The organism is Streptomyces sp. NBC_00223 (assembly GCF_036199905.1).
GTDB lineage: Bacteria > Actinomycetota > Actinomycetes > Streptomycetales > Streptomycetaceae > Actinacidiphila.
Genome location: NZ_CP108109.1, coordinates 7,869,905 through 7,888,127, shown reverse-complemented (window position 1 = coordinate 7,888,127; position 18,223 = coordinate 7,869,905). Strand labels below are relative to the sequence as shown.

Here is an 18,223-nt window from a genome sequence, read left to right as displayed (position 1 = left end):
GCGCGCGCCGGACCCGGCCGTACCGCCTCCTCCCCCAACCGCCCGGGTGCCCGTGCCCCGGGCGGTCCGCTGTGTCCTGGACCACCCTTTCGGCCTTCTCGGCGCCCCAGGTGCGGTGACGGACAGTAAGGTGTGAACCTGCGGGTGGGTGCCTTGCGCCCCCGCCCGAGGACCGGGGGAAGGAGTTCACCGTGCTGCGACGAGTCCGGAGCGCTCGCCCCTCGCCGGGCGACGCGACGGTCCCGCACGCCTCCGGCGGCTCGTACGTATCCCCGGTGTCCTCGGCGTCTTCCGCGTCCTCCGCCCCGCTGGCGCTCACCGTGCTGCCGTACGTGGTGATGGCCGTGGTCGCGCTGCTCGACGGGATCGGCGGCGCGAGCGTGGGCCTGCTGCCGCTGGTCTCCCTGGGCCCGGCGTTCGCGGGCCTGGTGGGGACGTGGGTCCGTACGCTGGTCATCGGCTGTCTGGCGATCGGGCTGGTGACCGTGCTCGGTGTGGTCGACGGGCTCTTCGCCGAGCGGCGCGGGTTCGCCGCGGTCGGGGCGGTGGTCGGGGTGACCGTCGCCGGGCTGATAGCGGCGGTAACCCGGCAGCGGCGCGAGGAGGAGCTGGCGAGCGTACGGTCGATCGCCGAGGTGGCGCAGCGGGTGCTGCTGCGGCCGGTGCCGCGCCGGGCCGGCCATCTGCGCGCGGCGGTCTCGTACACCTCGGCGGTGACGGCGGCCAGGATCGGCGGCGATCTGTACGAGGTGGTCTCCTCGCCCGAGGGGGTGCGGGTGATCATCGGCGATGTGCAGGGCAAGGGCCTGGAGGCGGTCGAGACGGCGGCGGTCGTACTGGGCGCCTTCCGGGAGGCCGCGCACGACGAGAAGACCCTGGAGGGCGTCGGGGAGCGGGTCCAGCGCGCGGCGGACCGCACGCTGAGCGGCGAGAAGTTCGTCACCGCGATCCTGGCGGAGATCAGCCCCACGCGGGGCACGACGGTGCTCAACTACGGCCATCCCCCGCCGATGGTGGTCGCCCCCGACGGGCGGGTGGACTTCCCCGAGCCGCCGCAGTTCTCGCTGCCGCTGGGCCTGGGGATGCCCCGCACCGAGACGCCTGCGCCGTTCGAGGTGGTCTTCCGCCCCGGCGACCAGCTGCTGCTGTACACCGACGGCGTCACCGAGGCGCGCGACCGGGCGGGGACGTTCTACCCGCTGGGCGAGCGCGCGCATCTGCTGCGGCACGCGGACCCGCAGGGCGCCCTGGAGGCGCTGCGCGCGGATCTGATCCACCACACCCAGGGGCCGCTGCTCGACGACGTGGCGATGCTGCTGCTGCGCTACCGGGAGCCGGACCGGCGGCCGCCTGCCGGGACCGGGACCGACTGACCGGTCCCGGTTCTGTCGGGTCCGGTACGGTCGCGCGCGGTCAGCGGCAGTCGGGGTGGCCCCAGCCGTCGGCGTTCTTGGTGATCGGCTCGCCCGCCGCGTAGGCGCGTCCGCAGCGGCAGCGGCCGGGGTACTTCGCCTTGAGCGTCCGGACCGGGCCCTCGGCGCCGCCCGCCGGCGCGGACGCCCGGGCGACACCGGCGGAGGCGCGGGCGCCGCCGCCGGAGGACCGGGCCGCGCTCGCGGACTTGCGCGGGGTGTCGGGCGAGGGCGGGGGCGTCGGCGAGCCCAGGTCGCTGCCCGCGGGCTGCTGGACGATCGCGGCCTGGCTCGCGGCGCGGTCGGCGAAGTCGTTGAGCCGGTCGCCGTCGACCTGGTGCGCGGGCACGTAGCGGAACTCGACGGAGCGGCCGGCCAGCAGGGTGTCGATCCGGACCACGAGCTCCTGGTTGGCGACGGGCTTGCCCGCGGCCGTCTTCCAGCCCTTGCGCTTCCAGCCGGGCAGCCAGGTGGTGACGGCCTTCATCGCGTACTGGGAGTCCATCCGGATCTCCAGCGCGACCTGGGGCTCGACGGACGTCAGCAGCCGTTCCAGCGCGGTGAGTTCGGCGACGTTGTTGGTGGCGGTGCCGAGCGCCCCCGCCTCCCAGCGGACGGGCTCGCCCGCGCCGTCGGCGATGACCCAGGCCCAGCCTGCCGGTCCCGGATTTCCTTTGGACGCCCCGTCACAGGCGGCGATGATGCGGTCAGCCACGGGTCCGATCATGCCATCCCGCGGCGGCCCCCGATGACGCACCCCGCGCCGGGCGCCGCCGCGCCCCGCGTCACCGGGCCCGGGCGGTCACTTCTGCCGGAGGCTCGCCGCCGCGGCGTGCTCGCGGACCTGCTCGGGGCTGAGGTAGGAGTCGGTGTACTCGAAGTCCCGCAGCGTCACGCGGGTACGGGCCTGGAAGCCGGTGCGGACGAAGTCGTCGCCCGCGACGGCGTTGAGCAGCCAGTTGGTCATCACCCGGGTCTTGGCCACATTGGTGCGCAGCGCCGACCAGTGGTAGCCGCGGGCGACGGCCTGGGCGGGCAGGCCGCGCAGTTCGACGCCGAGCGGCTTGGAGACGGCGTCCCTGCCGCCGAGGTCGACCACGAGGCCGAGGTCCTTGTGCCGGTAGGGCCGCAGCGGCTGGTGGCGCAGGGCGGCGATGACGTTGTCGGCGGCCCTGCGGCCCTGCCGTTTGGCGTGCTGGGCGGTGGGCGGGCAGACGGCGCCTTCCTCGTTCTTGGTGAGGTCAGGTACGGCGGCGGCGTCGCCGAGCGCGAAGACCCCGTCGGCGCCGGGGACCCTCATCTCGGGGGTGACCGCGAGGCGGCCCTTGACGGTCTCGGCGTCGAGGGTGCGGACCAGGGGGCTGGCGGCGACGCCGGCGGTCCAGATCAGGGTGCGGCAGGGCAGCACCCGGCCGTCGGTGAAGGTGACCTCCTCGGGCCCGGCCTTGGCGACGGACACGCCGAGGGAGATCTCGACGCCGCGGTCGCGCAGGATCTGCTGGGCGCTGCGGCCGAGCTTGTCGCCGAGTTCGGGCATCAGCTTCGGGGCGATGTCGATGAGGTGCCACTTGATCTGGCGCGGGTCGAGCCGGGGGTAGCGCTCGATGGCGCTGGTGGTCAGCCGTTGCAGGCAGGCGGCGGTCTCGGTGCCCGCGTAGCCGCCGCCGACGACCACGAACTGGAGCCGTGAGACGCGCTCGGCCTGGTCCTGGCTGGCGTCGGCGAGGTCGAGCTGCGAGATGACGTGGTCGCGGATGTACGCGGCCTCGGCGAGGGTCTTCAGGCCGCGCGCGTTGTCGACGAGGCCGGGGATGTCGAAGGTGCGGGTGACGCTGCCGGGGGCCAGTACGAGCTGGTCGTACGGCTCGTCGACCAGCTCGTCGGTGATCTTGCGGACCACGCAGACCTTCGCCCTGGTGTCCACGCCGACGGCGCCGCCGGGGATGATCCGGGTGCGGTACTTCTGGCTGCGGCGCAGTGAGACCGCGATGGACTGCGGGCTGAGGATGCCGGAGGCCACCTGGGGCAGCAGCGGCAGATAGAGCTGGTACGAGAACGGGGTCACCAGGGCGATCTCGGCCTCGTCGGGGGTGAGTTTTCGTTCGAGCCGGCGGACGCACTCGACTCCGGCGAAACCGGCGCCCACCACAAGGATCTTCGATCGTGCCACGACATCCGTCCCTTCTCGCGACCGGGCGATCGTCTTCTCACCTGCCCACGGACCGCGGCCTCGCACCTCTGTCCTATCCCGGGGCGGGCCCGCCCGCCAGCGGAGGCGCGACCGCCCCCGGCCGCCGTGGACCCCGGCCGGGGGCGGTCGCCGATGCGGCGCGGTGGGAAACCGGCGCCGCTACGAGGTGGTGCCGTAGACCTGCATCTCGTACAGCGAGTAGCCGTAGGAGGTGCCGCGGGCCGTGCCGTTGATCCGGACATAGCGGCCGGTGCCCTTGAGGCCGGTCAGGTCCTCGGTGCCGCCCTTGCCCGCCGTGGTGCTGTAGACGGTGGTCCAGGTGGAGTCGTCGCCGGAGACCTGGACGGTGTACGCCTTGGCGTAGGCGGCCTCCCAGGTGAGCTTGACCCGGCTGATGTCCGCGCTCTTGCCGAGGTCGACCCGCAGCCACTGCGGGTCGACGCCCTCCTTGCTGCCCCAGCGGGTGGAGGTGAGGTCGCCGTCGAACGCCTTGCCCGCGGCGTAGGTGGAGGACTCCGTGGAGGAGGCGGTCGCGGACTTGCCCTGGGAGAGCAGCACGGCGTCGCCGCCACCGCCGCCGGGCGGGTTGCCGGTGCCGTCGGCGGCCGTGAAGGTCCACTGGCTCGCGGTGCCGGAGCAGCTGCCGGCGCTCAGGGTGCTGCCGCTGGCCCGGAAGCACTTGTTGCCGGTCTGGATGTCGGAGATGGTCAGATCGGGGTTGATCGACCACTGCTGGTTCGGTCCGCCGTCGCAGGTGGCCAGCTGGATGTTCGAGCCGGACAGGGTGGCGCACTGGGTGCCGCTGACCAGGAAGGCACCGTGGAAGGTGAAGGTCTCGGCCGCGCTCGCGTCGCAGGCGGCGGTGGCCAGCTTGGTGCCGCCGGCGGGCTTGGTGATGCACTGGCCGGTGGAGACGTTGTGGTACTGGCCGACGGTGGAGTTCGGCTGCGCCCCGCCGTAGCAGGCGCCTGTGCCGGTGTTGAACAGCGGCGTCGCGTCGTAGGGCTCGTTGTTGGGCGGGTTGACGACGACCGGTTCCATCGTCGGGGTGTTGTCGGCGTTGTAGTGGGTCAGGGCGTCCTCGCAGTCGATGGCGTCGAACGCGTTGCCGCCCTTGCCGCCGAGCCAGAGGTCGTAGTGGTAGAGGTTGGGTCCGCCGTTGGGGCCCTTGCCCTTCCAGTCGTCGTTGCACTCCCCGCAGTCGTCTTCCATGATGAAGTACTTGCCGACCCGCGGGACCCAGATCCGCGCGCCCTTGGCGATCTCGGCGGTCGAGGACGCGAAGGTGATCGGGTCGGCGTAGGTGCCGGTGCCGCCCGCCGTGCTGTGCAGACCGGGGTAGGAGATGTCGGCGCCCGGCGGGGTGTTGTCGTACCAGCCGTAGAAGGTCAGGAACGCCTGCTGCGAGGGCTGGGCGGGCGCCGTGGTGGTGGCCGAGGGCGTCGGCGTGGCCGACTTGGTGGGTGTCGGCGTGGGCGTGGGCGTCGGCGTGGTTGTCGCCGACGGGGTGGGCGTGGTGGGCGGGTTCCCGGTCGCCGTGGCCGGGTTCCAGTAGTCGCCCGCCATCACCAGGTAGACGAGCATCTTGATCGTCTCGCCGTAGTACCCGTCCTGGAACGGGTTGCTCGCGAGCTGCTTCCAGATCGCGTCCGTCCAGGCCTGGTCGCCGGCGGCCATGGCGGCCGGGCCCGCGGAGTCGCCGGCCTCCTCGGCCTCGGTGTCGCCCGAGACATTGCCGTTGGCACAGTTCAGCTTGATGTGCGGCTGGACCTTGGCCGGGTTGCCGCCGGACAGCGACTTCAGGCAGTCGGACTCCTTCTTGGCCACGCCGTAGGCGACGGCGGCGGTGGAGGAGCCGTTGAGCAGGGCGTCGGTGCCCATGTGCCAGGGCACGCGCACGGAGTTGTAGCCGACGATGTTGTCGGGCTGGTTCTCCTGGTAGTTCGCCGGGGCGGGCTTGGGGCTGGTGGTGTCGGCGTTGACCACGAAGTCGGACAGCAGGCCGGCGGAGGAGGAGTAGCCCGAGGTGAACGCGGTGATGACGGCCTCGGTGCGGGTGACGACCTTGTTCCAGTCGTGCGCGGTGTCGTAGGCGGCGAAGGCCCGCAGGTGGTCGAGCATCATGTCGGACGGCCGGGTGTCGGTGTTGGGGCCGTCGTCCTCGCACTTGAGGTGGCCGTCGGGGGCGACGTCGTGGGCGTAGAAGGAGGCGAGCCACGCCTTGGCGTCGGCGGTGTAGCCGCCCCACTGCCTGTCGGCGAGGATCAGCCCGTAGCCGATGTCGAGGTCGCCGTCGGTGGCCGAGTCGGGGGTGCCGCTGTCGGCGTACTTGCAGGTCTTGCCGTCCAGCTGCCACTGCATCAGGCCGCCGGCGTCCTTGTGGTCCTTGACCAGCTGCCACAGGCCGTCGAACTCGGCCTTGGCGTCGGCGTCGTAACCGGCCATCAGGGGCACGATGTTCATGCCGTAGCCCTGGGCCTCGGAGACCGTGCCGTTGTTCGGGGCGTCGCCGTCGCCCTTGGTCGAGACGTAGTACTCGTTCGAGGCGCAGCCCTTGACCAGGTAGGTGCTCTTCCAGGCGTCGTACGCCTTCTGCACCGCGGTGTCGCGGGCGCTCTGGGACGCGGACGGCAGCACGCCCACCTTGTACGTCGTGTGGGCCGGGAACGGGAGGGCCGGGGCGGTGGCGGCCTGGGCCGAGCCGCCGACACCTGCGAGCAGTCCCGCGGTCGCGCAGCACGCGGCCGCGGCGACGACTGCCACGAGTCTTTTCAGGGGTGGGGCCATCTGGTCAGCTCCTTGACGGGGTGAGGGCGTGGAAGAGTCACGGTATGGATAGTTAGGAAAGGTTCCTAACATGTTCGCGGTACAGAGTGTGACTCCGCGGGCGGCCCGTCAAGGGATCGCGCGATGCTCGTCCCATGCGTTGACAGGGACCAACTCGGCGCTCTAGCGTCCCGGTTGCCCCTGACCAAAAATCATGTACATGAAGATCCGGGACCGTTTACGGCCGTGCTGACCAGCGGGTTCGGCGGCAGGGACCGCAGGCACACGGAGCACACGAAAGAGCGGTCCGCGTGTATACGAAAGGCCGGGGGCACGACCGGCCCGAGCCGATCGCGCCCCCGGCCTCCGGGTGGCGTCGCCGCTACTTGATGTCGATCGAGCCGCTCGCGGACCCGCCCTCCTTGCCGTCCTTCCCCGACGTGCCGTCACGCCGGCCGGCGGAGACACCGCGCAGGGTCAGGGCGCCGTCCGACGGGCTGTCACCGCCGTTGAGGTTCTTGCGGACCGAGTCCAGGATCGTCAGACCCTGGCTGACCAGGCCCGCGGCGATCTCGCTGAGGCCGTCGGCGCCGTTGAGCACGTTGACATTGGCACCGGCCAGACCGGCCGAGGCCTCCTTGACGATCTGCGGCAGCTGGTCGATGAGCATCCGGTCGAGCGCGACCCGGTCGTACGACGCGGCGGCCGCGGCCTGGATACGCATCCGCTCGGCGTCGGCGACGGCGAGCACCCTGATCCGCTCGGCCTCCGCCTCCGCGGGCTTGACGATCTCGGCCACCAGCTGCTGCTGGCGCAACTCGGCCGCGCGCAGGGCCAGTTCGGTCTGCGCGGCGAGCACCTCCTGCTGGGCGTGCGCCTGGGCCAGCGGACCGGCCTGGGCGGCCTCGGCCTGCGCGCGGTCCACCTGGGCGGAGTACTCGGCCTGCACCACTGCGGTCTGCCGGGCGTACTCGGCCTGGTTACGGGCCGCGATCTGCTGCGCCTCGACCGACGCCTGGGTGGCCTGGGCCTGCGCGATCTGCGCCTGCCGCTGGATGGCGGCCTTGTGCGGCGCCGACATCGCGTCGATGTAACCGGTCTCGCCGTCGTCGATCGACTGGATCTGCAGCGAGTCCACGCTCAGACCGATCTTGGCCATCTCCGTCTTGGAGGTCTCCAGCACCTCCCCGGCCAGCTTCTGCCGCTCGGTGACGATCTCCTCCACCGTCATGGAACCGATGATCGCGCGCAGGTGACCGGCGAAGATCCGGCCGGTGAGCACCGACATCTGGTCCTGGTCGGACAGGAAGCGCTGCCCGGCGTTGACGATGCTCTCGTGGTCGTTGCCGACCTTGAACGCGATGACGGCCTTGACCGTCAGCGCGATGCCCTGGCGGGTCACACAGGTCTCGGCGACCTCCGCCTCGCACATGGCCAGGGTGAGGAACCGGGTCTTGCGGAAGATCGGCAGCACGAACTTCCCGTGCCCGGTCACGACGCGGAACGGCGCACCCCCCAGCCCTCGTCGGCCGCCCGAGATCAACATCGCCTCATCGGGCGCGGGAACGCGATAACCCAACATCTTGTATCTCCTTCTGTGCGCGGCTCAGCCGGCCGGCGCGTCCAGCGGATCGGTCCACTCGATGACATCCACCTGGCGGGCGCCGCGGGACTCCACCACGAGCACGGTCGTCCCTCTGGGCAACGGTTCGTCCGACCAGGCGAGGAAGGCCTCACTTCCGCCCCTGATCCGTACCAGGACCTCGCCGGGGCCGGCCGGCCCGCGTGTGCCGATGTGCAGCTTTCCCGTACAGCCGATCACGGCGTGGTCCTGCACTCCCGGCCACCCCTCGTCGTCGTGGTTGAGTGTTGTTTCCGACTGTGACCATCCTCCCACTCGGGGCGCTGATCCGGTCGTCGGCCGTCCCTGTGGAATACGCCAACCGCGCGACGGCGGTTCCACAGGTGCACGCCAAAAATCGCCCGCGCGGCGCGAAGGAACGCCACCCGCCGCGGCAGGGCCGTCAGGGGGTCGTGGCGATGAATTCGCGCAGGGCTGCGGACAGGGCCGCGGGCTGGTCCTCGGGGACGAGGGTGCCGGAATCGGCAACCTCCACCAGCCGCCCGAGCGGAAGGATCTCGGCCAGCCGGCCGCCGTGCGCCCAGGGCATCAGCCGGTCCTCGGTCGCCCACACCACCAGCGCGGGCCGGTCGAAGCCGCGCAGCGCCTCGGCCGCCTCCAGCATCTCGCCCTTGCGGGCGCCGAGCAGATAGCGGCGCAGATCGCCGCGTACGGCCGGATCGGTGAGCAGCGGCCGCATCCAGTCGTCGAGGACCTCGTCCGGCACCGGGTACTTGGTCAGGACGCCGAGTCCCGCGGCGGTGCGGCGCAGCGGACGGGTGCCCATCACCCGGGCGGCCAGTCCGATGCCCCCGGGCACCTTCGCGGCCAGGCTGATCATCTTGCCGGACAGCCCGGGCGGATAGTTCTCCAGCGCCTCGCAGGCGACCATCACCAGCCGGGCCAGCCGCTCCCCGTGGAAGGCGGCGACCTGCTGGGCGCGGCCGGAGTCGACCTCGACGAGGGTGACCTCGCGCAGATCGAGACGGTCGAGGAACTCCGCGGCCAGCGCGGCGACCGCCCGGGGCGACAGATCCGCGCCGGGCCTCATCGCGATGCGGTGGCCGCCCTCGGGCAGCGTCGGGGTCAGACAGCGGTGGTCGGCGCGCAGATCGGCGACGACCCGCCGCCACACCGTGCCGTTCTGCGCCAGCCCGTGCAGCAGGACGACGACGGGCCCGTCGCCGCCGGTGTCGCCGTACTCGACGGTGCCCGCGCCGAGTGCGACGCTGCGCCGCTCGCTCGTGTCGGCTGTCATGTCCGTCCCCGTCAGGTCGGCTGAACACTCGGTGCGCCGCACCCCGTTCGCGACAGAACGGTACGCCGCCACGCCCGGGTCCGCCCCTCGGGTCGCGCGCCGCCGGGGCCCGGCTCGTGCCAGGGTGTGGGGAGACGTACGCACTGGTGGGAGGCTGGATGTTCCGGGGCTTCACGACGCCCTTGTCGGGTCGGACCGAGAGTGACCGTACGACGGCCGCCACGGCGTGGGCGTACATCCGCACCGAGACGGGCAGCGCCGCCGTACTGCTCGTGGCCACGCTCACGGCCCTGGCCTGGGTGAACACCGACCCGGCCGGGTACGACTCGGCGTGGACCACCCATCTGTCGGTACGGCTGGGCGACCACGGGGTGAACCTGGATCTGCGCGACTGGGTGAACAGCGGGCTGATGACGCTGTTCTTCCTGGTGGTCGGTCTGGAGGCGCGCCGCGAGTTCGACATGGGCGAGCTGCGCGACCGGCGCCGTATTCCGCTGCCGCTGCTGGCCGGGGTGTGCGGCATGGTGGTGCCGGTCGCGATCTATCTCGCGGTGAACGCGGGCCGGTCCTCCGCGCACGGCTGGGGCACGGCGATGTCGACGGACACCGCCTTCGCGCTGGGCATGATGGCGCTGCTCGGCTCGCGCTTCCCGCGGCGGCTGCACACCTTCATCCTGACCGTGGCGGTGGTGGACGACTTCGTGGCGCTCGCGGTGATCGCCGTCGCGTACAGCGACGACATCACCTGGACCCCGCTGCTGATCGGCATCGGGGTGCTGGCGCTGGTGGCCGGGGTGCGCCGGGCCGGGCTGCGCCGCGGGGGCGTGTACGCGGTGCTGGGGATCGTGGCCTGGGTGGCGTTTCTGCACTCCGGGGTGGACCCGCTGGTGGTCGGCCTGGTGATGGGCCTGCTGTCGTACGCCTATCCGGCCTCGCGGGACGCGCTGGAGCGGGCCAGCGGTCTGTTCCGCTCCTTCCGCGAGCAGCCGACGGCGGAGCTGGAGCGCGAGGCGCGGCAGGGCATCGCCTCGGCGCTGTCCCCCAACGACCGGCTCCAGCGGCTCTTCCACCCGTGGAGCAGCTATGTGATCGTGCCGCTGTTCGCCCTGGCCAACGCGGGCATCGCGATCAACGGTTCGCTGCTCGCGGACGCGTTCACCTCACCGATCACGCTGGGCATCCTGCTGGCCTACGGTCTGGGCAAGCCGATCGGCATCGTGGGCGCCTCGGCGCTGGCCACCCGACTGAGCCGGGGCCGGATGCGGCCGCCGGTGGGCTGGGCCGCGGTGCTGGGGGGCGGCACGATCGCGGGCATCGGCTTCACGGTGTCGCTGCTGATCGCCACCCTGGCCTTCCACGGGCGGCAGCTCGACGAGGCGAAGATCGGCGTGCTCAGCGCGGTGGTCTTCGCCATGCTCTCCACCACGACGGTGGCGCTGGTGACCGCCCGGCTCCCCCGGGCCCGCCGGGCGCGGGCGCTGCTGGGCACCGCGCAGTCGGTGGTGGACCTGGCCGATCCGGTCGACCCCGACCTCGACCATCTGCGCGGCCCGGCGGACGCGCCGGTCACGGTGGTGGAGTACGGCGACTTCGAGTGCCCCTACTGCGGGCAGGCCGAGAGCGTGGTGCGCGAACTGCTCGCGGACTTCGGCGACATCCGGTACGTGTGGCGTCATCTGCCGCTGACCGATGTGCACCCGCACGCGCAGCTCGCGGCGGAGGCGGCCGAGGCGGCGGCGCTCCAGGGCGAGTTCTGGGCGATGCGCGATCTGCTGATCACCCGTCAGGACGAGCTCCAGATCAAGGATCTGCTGCGCTACGCGGAGGAGTTGAACCTCGATGTGGAGGCCTTCCACCTCGCGCTGAGGGCCCGCAAGGGCGCGCCGAGGGTCGCCCGGGACGTGGAGTCGGCGGATCTGAGCCGGGTGTCGGGCACCCCGACCTTCTTCGTCAACGGCCGCCGCCACCACGGCGCTTACGACATCGCGGGACTGTCCGCCTCGGTCGTGGCCGCGCGGGACCGGGTGGTGCTGGTGGACGGTAACGGCCCGGACGAGCCGTAGAGGCGCGCGCACGCGCCTCCGGCCCCCGTACGGCGATACGGTACGGGGGCTGCCGCCGTTCGGTGGGCGGCGGGTACGGGGAAGCGGGGCCGGGTGCTCAGCGCACCCGGATCGCCCGGGGCACTTCGGGGTCCTGGTGGCCGCCGCTGGCCACCATCCGCACCTCGCCGTCGGCGCTGATCTCGGCGCGCACGATGCCGGTGTCGTCCTCGTAGACGGGGTAGCCGCCGGCGCCCGACTGGGCGCTGCGGTGCACGGTCACGACGTCGTCCTCGACGGCGGGCGCTCCGAAGACCAGCTCGTAGGTTTCCGGATATTCCATGAGTGCCTCCCGACCAGGTCATCAGGCAGCACGCTGCTGCCTCCCCTGTTTCGATGGGCCTTCTCCATCATCGCGCGGTGACGCGGAAGATGCCTCCCGGGCCGCGGAAACCCTGTACCGATGCGGTTTCCGGGGCCCGGCGGCGGGCCGCGGTCCCCGGGGATACGGGGGTCTGCCGACCGGTCGGTACGCCGAGTCCGTTCGAGTGGGAAAACGAACAGTATGTAACAGCCGCGCGGGAACCGCTCCGCCCGCTGACAGGCCGGGAACGCTGTGGTTGCATGGCCCGCATGACCTTGCTCGTGATGCGCCGCCACGTGGACTACGCGCGCGTCACGACCATGGCGTGTCCCGCCGTGCGCTGACGTCGCGCGCCCGGCGTTCTGCCGCCCTTCCGGCGGCCGATCACCCCTTGTGTCACACCGCCCCCGGTGCGCAGCCGTGCCCCCTTCGAGGCCGCACGGTCCGCGGCCGGGTGCCGTTTCCGTACCCACGTACACCCGTACGCCAGTTCAGGGGAGAGCCATGACCCAGCCCATCGACTCCGTGACCGCGGGGCACACGCCCGACGACGCCGGGGTGGACGACCGGCCCGGTTGGTCGTTCGAGACGCAGCAGGTGCACGCCGGAGCCGAGCCGGACCCCACGACCGGTGCGCGGGCGGTGCCGATCTACCAGACGACGTCCTTCGTCTTCCGTGACACCCAGCACGCGGCGGACCTCTTCTCGCTCGCCGAGCCGGGCAACATCTACACCCGTATCCACAACCCCACGCAGGACGTGTTCGAGCAGCGCGTCGCCGCGCTGGAGGGCGGGGTCGCCGCCGTCGCGCTGGCGTCGGGGCAGGCCGCCGAGACGCTGGCGATCCTGACGCTGGCCCGCGCGGGCGACCACATCGTCTCCAGCGCGTCGCTCTACGGCGGCACGTTCAACCTCTTCCACCACACGCTGCCCAAGTTCGGCATCGAGGTCTCCTTCGTGGAGGAGCCGGACAACGCCGACGCGTGGCGGGCCGCGATCCGGCCGAACACCAAGGCGTTCTTCGCCGAGACGCTGGGCAACCCGCGCGGTGACGTGCTGGACGTACGGGCGGTCGCCGATCTGGCGCACGCCGAGGGGCTGCCGCTGATCGTGGACAACACGGTCGCGACGCCCTTCCTGCTGCGGCCGATCGAGCACGGCGCGGACATCGTGGTGCACTCGGCCACGAAGTTCCTCGGCGGGCACGGTACGACCATCGGCGGCGTGGTGGTCGACGGCGGCACCTTCGACTTCGGGGCGCACGCCGAGCGCTTCCCCGACTTCACCGAGCCCGACCCCAGCTACCACGGCCTCCAGTACTGGCCCGCGCTCGGCCCCGGCGCCTTCGCCGCCAAGCTGCGGGTGCAGCTGCTGCGCGACCTCGGGCCCGCGCTGTCGCCGCACTCCGCCTTCCTGCTGCTCCAGGGCGTGGAGACGCTGTCGCTGCGGCTGGAGCGCCACTCGGCGAACGCGCAGGCGCTGGCCGAGTGGCTGGAGGAGCGCGACGAGGTCGAGGCCGTGCACTACGCGGGCCTGCCGTCGAGCCCCTACCACGCGGCCGCGAAGCGCTATCTGCCGCGCGGCGCGGGCGCGGTGCTGACCTTCGAGCTGCGGGACGGCGCGGAGGCGGGCAAGCGGTTCGTGGACGGGGTGCGGCTGTTCAGCCATCTCGCCAACATCGGTGACGTCCGCAGTCTGATCATCCACCCGGCGTCGACCACGCACAGCCAGCTGGACGAGGCGCAGCTGCTGGCCACGGGCGCGTCGCCGGGTCTGGTACGGCTGTCGGTCGGCATCGAGAACCTGGCCGACCTCAAGGCGGACCTGGAGGCCGGGTTCCGCGCGGCGAAGGGCGCGTCCTGAGCACCACCGCCCGTACGGCAGGCGGCGTCCCCCTTCTGCCGGCCACCGGGGCCTGGCAGGAGGGGGACCCGCCGGGCCGCCGCCGGTGGTACGCGCCCGACCGTCCGCTGCCGCTGGAGGCGGGCGGTGAACTGCCCGGTGTACGGCTGGCGTTCGAGACGTGGGGGCGGCTCGCGGCCGACGGGTCCAACGCGGTGCTCGTGCTGCACGCGCTCACCGGGGACAGCCATGTCACCGGCCCGGCCGGTCCCGGGCATCCGACGCCCGGCTGGTGGGACACGCTGATCGGTCCCGGCCGGGCGCTGGACACCGACCGGTGGTTCGTGGTCGCGCCGAACGTCCTGGGCGGCTGCCAGGGCAGCACCGGACCGGCCTCGTACCGCCCCGACGGGCGGCGCTGGGGCGGCTCCTTCCCGTTTCTGACCCAGCGGGACCAGGTCGCGGCCGAGGCGGAGCTGGCGGACGGGCTCGGCATCGACCGCTGGGCGCTGGTGGTCGGCGGGTCGATGGGCGGGATGCGCGCGCTGGAGTGGGCGGTCGGGCACCCGGAGCGCACGGGGGCGCTGCTGCTGGTCGCGACCCCGGCGGCGTCGAGCGCGGAGCAGATCGCGTGGGCGTCGGCGCAGGTCCGGGCGATCAGGTCCGACCCCGCGTGGCGCGGCGGCGACTACCACGACGCGGGGCCGGGCGGCGGCCCGCACACGGGGCTGGGGCTCGCCCGGCGGCTGGCGCACATCACGTACCGCAGCGAGGACGAGCTGCGCGGGCGCTTCGGGCGGGCCGCGCAGGACACGGAGGACCCCTGGCGGGGCGGGCGTTACGCGGTCGAGTCGTATCTCGACCACCACGCCGAGAAGCTGGTGCGGCGGTTCGACGCCGCGAGCTATGTGGTGCTCACCGAGGCGATGAACGCGCACGACATCGGGCGGGGCCGCGGGGGTACGGCGGCGGCGCTGCGGCGGGTGACCGCGCCCGCGGTGGTGGCCGGGGTCGACTCCGACCGGCTCTACCCGCTGGTCCAGCAGGCGGAGCTGGCCGCGGGGATTCCGGGGGCGGACGGGGTGCGGGTGATCACGTCTCCCTACGGGCACGACGGGTTTTTGATCGAGGCGGGGCAGGTGGGGGCACTGGTGCGGGAGTTGGTGGGTTGACGTTCGCGCCCTCCGGGCCTGCCCTCAAACGCCGGGCAGGCTTGGTTTGTTGGCCCGGGTGGCGTGGAGCCAGGTGGCCGCTGCCGTGGGGGTCGGGGTGGTGGGGACCTCGGGGGGCGGGGGTGGGCGGCGGATGAGGAGGACGGGGATCGCGGCCTCGCGGGCGGCGGTGAGCTTCGCCGCCGTGGCCGGGCCGCCGCTGTCCTTGGTGACCAGGACGTCGATCCGGTGTCCGCGCAGCAGCTCCCGCTCGCCGTCGAGCGTGAACGGGCCTCGGCCCAACAGGAGTCGGTGATCGCGCGGCAGCGGTCCCGTCGGCGGCTCGACCGAGCGGATCAGGAAGAACAGACCGAGCGCGGCGAACTCCCCCACCCCCTGCCGTCCGGTGGTGAGGAAGACCCGCCGGCCCAGGCCCGGCAGCGCCGCCGCCGCGTCCGCGAGCGTGTCGGCCCAGTGCCACCGGTCCCCCGGCCCCGCCGTCCAGCCGGGCCTGCGCAGCGCCACCAGCGGGACCCGTGCCTCCGCGGCGGCTTCGGCCGCGTGCCGGCTGACGGCGGCCGCGAAGGGGTGCGTGGCGTCCACCACGGCGTCGGTCCGCTCGGCGCGCAGCCACCCGGCGAGCCCGGCCGCTCCCCCGAACCCGCCGGTGCGCACCCGCCCTTCGGGCAGTCGTGGCTGCCCGGTGCGGCCCGCCAGCGACGTGGTGACCTCCATGGTGGGGTCGGCTGCGAGCAGGTCGGCCAGCTCGCGGGCCTCCGCGGTGCCGCCGAGGATCAGCACCCGCATTCAGTGCCCGCCGCCCCTGCGCAGCAGATACGTGTCCATGATCCACCCCTTGCGGGCGCGGGCCTCGGCCCGGACGGTACGGATACGGTCGGCCAGTTCCTCGTCCAGCGGCCCGGCGAGCAGGATCTCGTCGGCCGTGCCGAGGTACGCCCCCCAGTAGATGTGCAGGCCCTGCCCGGTGAAACGTCCGAAGGTCTGACGCGCGTCGAGCATCACCACCACGTCGTCCACCCCCGCGGGCAGTCCGCCGTCGGCCAGCCGCCGCCCGGTGGTGATCTGCACCGGACGCCCGACCTGGTTCAGGCCCGTGCGGTGCCGGGCGACGAGCGTCGAGACGCTGCTGACGCCGGGCACGACGCTCCACCCGAAGGCGACGGCGCCGCGCGCGTGCACGTCCTCCAGGATGCCCAGCGTGCTGTCGTACAGCGCGGGGTCGCCCCACACCAGGAACGCCCCGCACTCGCCGTCGGCCAGTTCCTCGGTGATCAGCCGCTCGTAGATGTCGGCCCGGCGCCGCCGCCAGTCGTCCACCGCCGGTACGTACGCCGCCGAGGCCGCCGTACGGTCCCGCTCGGGGTCGCGCGCGACGACCACCCGGTGCGAGCGGGTGGCGTGGCGTTCCAGGATCAGCGCGCGCAGTGCCGCCAGGTCGGACTTCTCCTCGCCCTTGTCGAGCAGGAAGAAGACATCCGTGTCGCCGAGCGCCCGTACCGCCTGGAGGGTCAGCTGGTCCGGGTCGCCCGCCCCGATGCCGATGACCCGGATCTGTTTCACGGTCGGATCCGTGGTCTGATCCGCAGTCGGTTTCACGGTCGGATCCGCCGTCGGTTTCACGGTCGGATCCGCCGTCGGTTTCACGGTCGGTGAGTCTGGCACGGCGGCCCTTCGGGTCGGACGGACTGGTTCACCGCGGCTCACCGCAGCGCGCAGTCGCCGCACAGGGCGCCCTTGCGGTCCGGTGCGGCGCGGTAGATCAGACAGCAGCTGCGGCGCCGGAAGGAGCCGTCGGGCGCGGTGGAACTCTCGCCGGCCAGCGGTGGGCGGGCCAGCAGGAGGGCGGCCAGCGCGCGGGCGGGCCCGGCCGCCTCGGGCCGGGCTCGGGCGATCATGGCGGCGGCGCTGTTGACGGCGGAGACGGTGTTGCCGCGCGCGATGTGCGCGGAGACCGCGAAAGCGGCGGCCAGTTCCTCCAGCGGCCCGGCCAGCAGCTCCGCGGCCAGCACGCCGGCCAGCCGTTCGGGCGTACCGGCCTCCCCCACCGCGTCCGCGGGCAGCGACAGGGGTACGGGCCCGCCGAGCACGGGCTGCCAGCGCACGTCGCCGAGGCCGAAGACCAGCGGCCGCCCGTACAGCGCGGCGGCGGCCAGCGCGGGCGACACCAGCCGTGCGGCCAGGCCGAGATGGGCGACGGAGGCGGCGACCCGGAGCTCGACGGCCTCGGGCCGCTGTCCCCCGGCGGCGGCGAGCCTGGCCCCGACCTCGGCCGTCCGCTCGTCGAGCAGTGACCGGGTCACCGGCTGCCAGGGCCCGGCCGGCGGCGACCCGGGCGGGTGGAGGTCCAGGGCGAAGAACGGCCCGAGCGCGGTGACCCCTTCGGCCACCGCGCCCGGTTCCCGGCGGTCGTCCGGGGCGGGAGGGGTCATGCCGGCACGGGGGCCGGCTCCCGCGTGGACGGGGTGTCCGGACGCGGCTTGAGCAGCCGTTCGGCCTGCGGCGCGAAGAGCAGCCCGATGGCGGACCAGAGCAGCAGTTGCGCGCCGACGGAGTAGAAGCGGAACGAGAAGAGCACATCGGCCGGGAAGCCCGGGTAGACGATGGTGCCCTTGCCGTCGGTCAGCGGCAGCGGGGTCTCGGTGGCGTGGTTGCCGAACTCCCGCTTGTTGACGGCCAGATGGCCCAGCGACGGCAGGAGCAGCATGACCACGCCGATGGCGACGACGAAGGCGCCCGCCGCCAGCAGGGTGGCGTTCCAGTTGCCGAAGCGCGCCTGGAGCCGCTTGCCGAGCCAGACCGCGCCGGCCAGGAAGGCGATCGAGCAGACCACCATGATCAGATAGAGGCCGCTGCGGGCCCTGATGGTCTCCTCGTGGCCGATCGCGGGCGGGTTGGCCGGGTACTTGAGGAACGGCACCAGGTACATGCCGAGGAAGCCGCCGCCCGCGACGAGCAGCGACAGATTGCGGGCCCGCAGGCCCCCGACCCGGCCCAGGCACACGGCGTAGGCCACGGCGAACAGCGCGCCCATCGCCATGCCGAAGACGATCATGCCGACGCCGATGCCGACATCCGCCTGGACGGTCCGGCTGAACAGGTCCGGGTCCGCGGCCCCCGCGGGAAGTCCGGCCGCCTTGTCCAGCGCGGCCTGCGCGGCGTCACGGCCGCTCTCGTAGTCGATGGCCTTGCCGATCAGCGGCTCGGCGAAGACGCGGGCGAAGAGGAAGGCGAGCAGCCCGGCGACTGCGCCGGCGAGGACGCCGCGCAGTATGAGCTTCTTTTCCATGTCGAGTTGTCCGTACGTAGAGGTGCCGGGGCGTCAGTGGCAGGGGAAGCCGAGGAAGTGACGCGCGTCGTGGACGAACTCGTGGATGTGCATGTCGTTGCCGAACACCGAGACGGCACCCTGGTCGACACCGATGAAGTAGTAGGCGGCGAGCGCGAGGACCGCGGTGCCGACCAGCCGGAGTACGGACTTCGAGACCGGCAGGACGACCGGTGTGGCCGCCGGGCGCGAGGGGGAAATGCTGCTCAAGGTGAGCCCTCCTTAGGGGA

16 protein-coding genes are annotated in these 18,223 nt (G+C 72.8%); 4 read left to right on the top strand and 12 right to left on the bottom strand.

Annotated elements, in window-relative coordinates:
* The first annotated feature begins 338 nt into the window (after positions 1-338).
* Positions 339-1,373 carry a PP2C family protein-serine/threonine phosphatase gene (locus OHA30_RS33540; protein WP_328918103.1) on the top strand — a complete coding sequence of 345 codons (1,035 nt, stop codon included), beginning with the start codon at positions 339-341 and terminating at the stop codon, positions 1,371-1,373.
* Positions 1,374-1,413: 40 nt separating this feature from the next.
* On the opposite strand, the gene OHA30_RS33535 is transcribed toward OHA30_RS33540, so the two are convergent.
* The 6 genes from OHA30_RS33535 to OHA30_RS33510 all read right to left on the bottom strand — a co-directional run bounded on the left by OHA30_RS33535 (position 1,414) and on the right by OHA30_RS33510 (position 9,248).
* Positions 1,414-2,139, bottom strand: a complete 726-nt coding sequence (locus tag OHA30_RS33535) for a ribonuclease H family protein (protein WP_328917626.1) — start codon at positions 2,137-2,139, stop codon at positions 1,414-1,416.
* A 75-nt stretch (positions 2,140-2,214) separates the two neighbouring features.
* A complete protein-coding gene (locus tag OHA30_RS33530; RefSeq protein ID WP_328917625.1) occupies positions 2,215-3,582 on the bottom strand; it encodes an NAD(P)/FAD-dependent oxidoreductase in 1,368 nt (455 codons plus the stop codon).
* A gap of 180 nt (positions 3,583-3,762) precedes the next feature.
* A complete protein-coding gene (locus OHA30_RS33525; protein ID WP_328917624.1) occupies positions 3,763-6,390 on the bottom strand; it encodes a glycosyl hydrolase family 8 in 2,628 nt (875 codons plus the stop codon).
* Between the two features lie 361 nt (positions 6,391-6,751).
* Positions 6,752-7,951 carry a flotillin family protein gene (locus tag OHA30_RS33520; RefSeq protein ID WP_328917623.1) on the bottom strand — a complete coding sequence of 400 codons (1,200 nt, stop codon included), beginning with the start codon at positions 7,949-7,951 and terminating at the stop codon, positions 6,752-6,754.
* Positions 7,952-7,975: 24 nt separating this feature from the next.
* Positions 7,976-8,206, bottom strand: coding sequence for a hypothetical protein (locus OHA30_RS33515; protein WP_328917622.1), 231 nt, complete (start codon positions 8,204-8,206; stop codon positions 7,976-7,978).
* A 187-nt stretch (positions 8,207-8,393) separates the two neighbouring features.
* Positions 8,394-9,248 carry an alpha/beta fold hydrolase gene (locus tag OHA30_RS33510; RefSeq protein ID WP_328917621.1) on the bottom strand — a complete coding sequence of 285 codons (855 nt, stop codon included), beginning with the start codon at positions 9,246-9,248 and terminating at the stop codon, positions 8,394-8,396.
* A gap of 158 nt (positions 9,249-9,406) precedes the next feature.
* On the opposite strand from OHA30_RS33510, the gene nhaA reads away from it, so the two are divergent.
* The gene (nhaA, locus tag OHA30_RS33505) at positions 9,407-11,311 is read left to right on the top strand and encodes a Na+/H+ antiporter NhaA (RefSeq protein ID WP_328917620.1); all 1,905 of its coding nucleotides are present in this window, start codon (positions 9,407-9,409) and stop codon (positions 11,309-11,311) included.
* A gap of 97 nt (positions 11,312-11,408) precedes the next feature.
* Here nhaA and OHA30_RS33500 read toward each other — a convergent pair whose 3' ends face one another.
* Positions 11,409-11,633 (bottom strand): DUF6296 family protein, encoded by a 225-nt coding sequence (locus OHA30_RS33500; protein ID WP_328917619.1) that lies wholly within the window; start codon positions 11,631-11,633, stop codon positions 11,409-11,411.
* A 525-nt stretch (positions 11,634-12,158) separates the two neighbouring features.
* Between OHA30_RS33500 and OHA30_RS33495 the strand changes: the two genes are divergently transcribed.
* Together OHA30_RS33495 and metX are read left to right on the top strand one after the other, a co-directional pair.
* Positions 12,159-13,517, top strand: a complete 1,359-nt coding sequence (locus OHA30_RS33495) for a bifunctional o-acetylhomoserine/o-acetylserine sulfhydrylase (RefSeq protein WP_328917618.1) — start codon at positions 12,159-12,161, stop codon at positions 13,515-13,517.
* Positions 13,514-14,668: a homoserine O-acetyltransferase MetX gene (gene metX, locus OHA30_RS33490; RefSeq protein ID WP_328918102.1), complete on the top strand. Its 1,155-nt coding sequence runs from the start codon at positions 13,514-13,516 to the stop codon at positions 14,666-14,668. Before OHA30_RS33495 ends, metX begins: the two co-directional genes overlap by 4 nt.
* A 24-nt stretch (positions 14,669-14,692) precedes the next feature.
* On the opposite strand, the gene OHA30_RS33485 is transcribed toward metX, so the two are convergent.
* From OHA30_RS33485 to OHA30_RS33465, 5 genes are all read right to left on the bottom strand, one after another.
* On the bottom strand, positions 14,693-15,454 hold the full coding sequence (locus tag OHA30_RS33485) for a cobalt-precorrin-6A reductase (protein ID WP_328917617.1): 762 nt from the start codon (positions 15,452-15,454) through the stop codon (positions 14,693-14,695).
* Entirely contained in the window at positions 15,455-16,228 is a 774-nt protein-coding gene (gene cobF / locus OHA30_RS33480) for a precorrin-6A synthase (deacetylating) (protein WP_328917616.1), read from the bottom strand.
* A gap of 140 nt (positions 16,229-16,368) precedes the next feature.
* A complete protein-coding gene (locus OHA30_RS33475) occupies positions 16,369-17,097 on the bottom strand; it encodes a (2Fe-2S)-binding protein (protein ID WP_328917615.1) in 729 nt (242 codons plus the stop codon).
* A complete protein-coding gene (locus OHA30_RS33470; protein WP_328917614.1) occupies positions 17,094-17,954 on the bottom strand; it encodes a CbtA family protein in 861 nt (286 codons plus the stop codon). The genes OHA30_RS33475 and OHA30_RS33470 overlap by 4 nt, the downstream gene beginning before the upstream one ends.
* A gap of 33 nt (positions 17,955-17,987) precedes the next feature.
* Entirely contained in the window at positions 17,988-18,203 is a 216-nt protein-coding gene (locus tag OHA30_RS33465) for a CbtB domain-containing protein (RefSeq protein WP_328917613.1), read from the bottom strand.
* Positions 18,204-18,223: the final 20 nt, after the last annotated feature.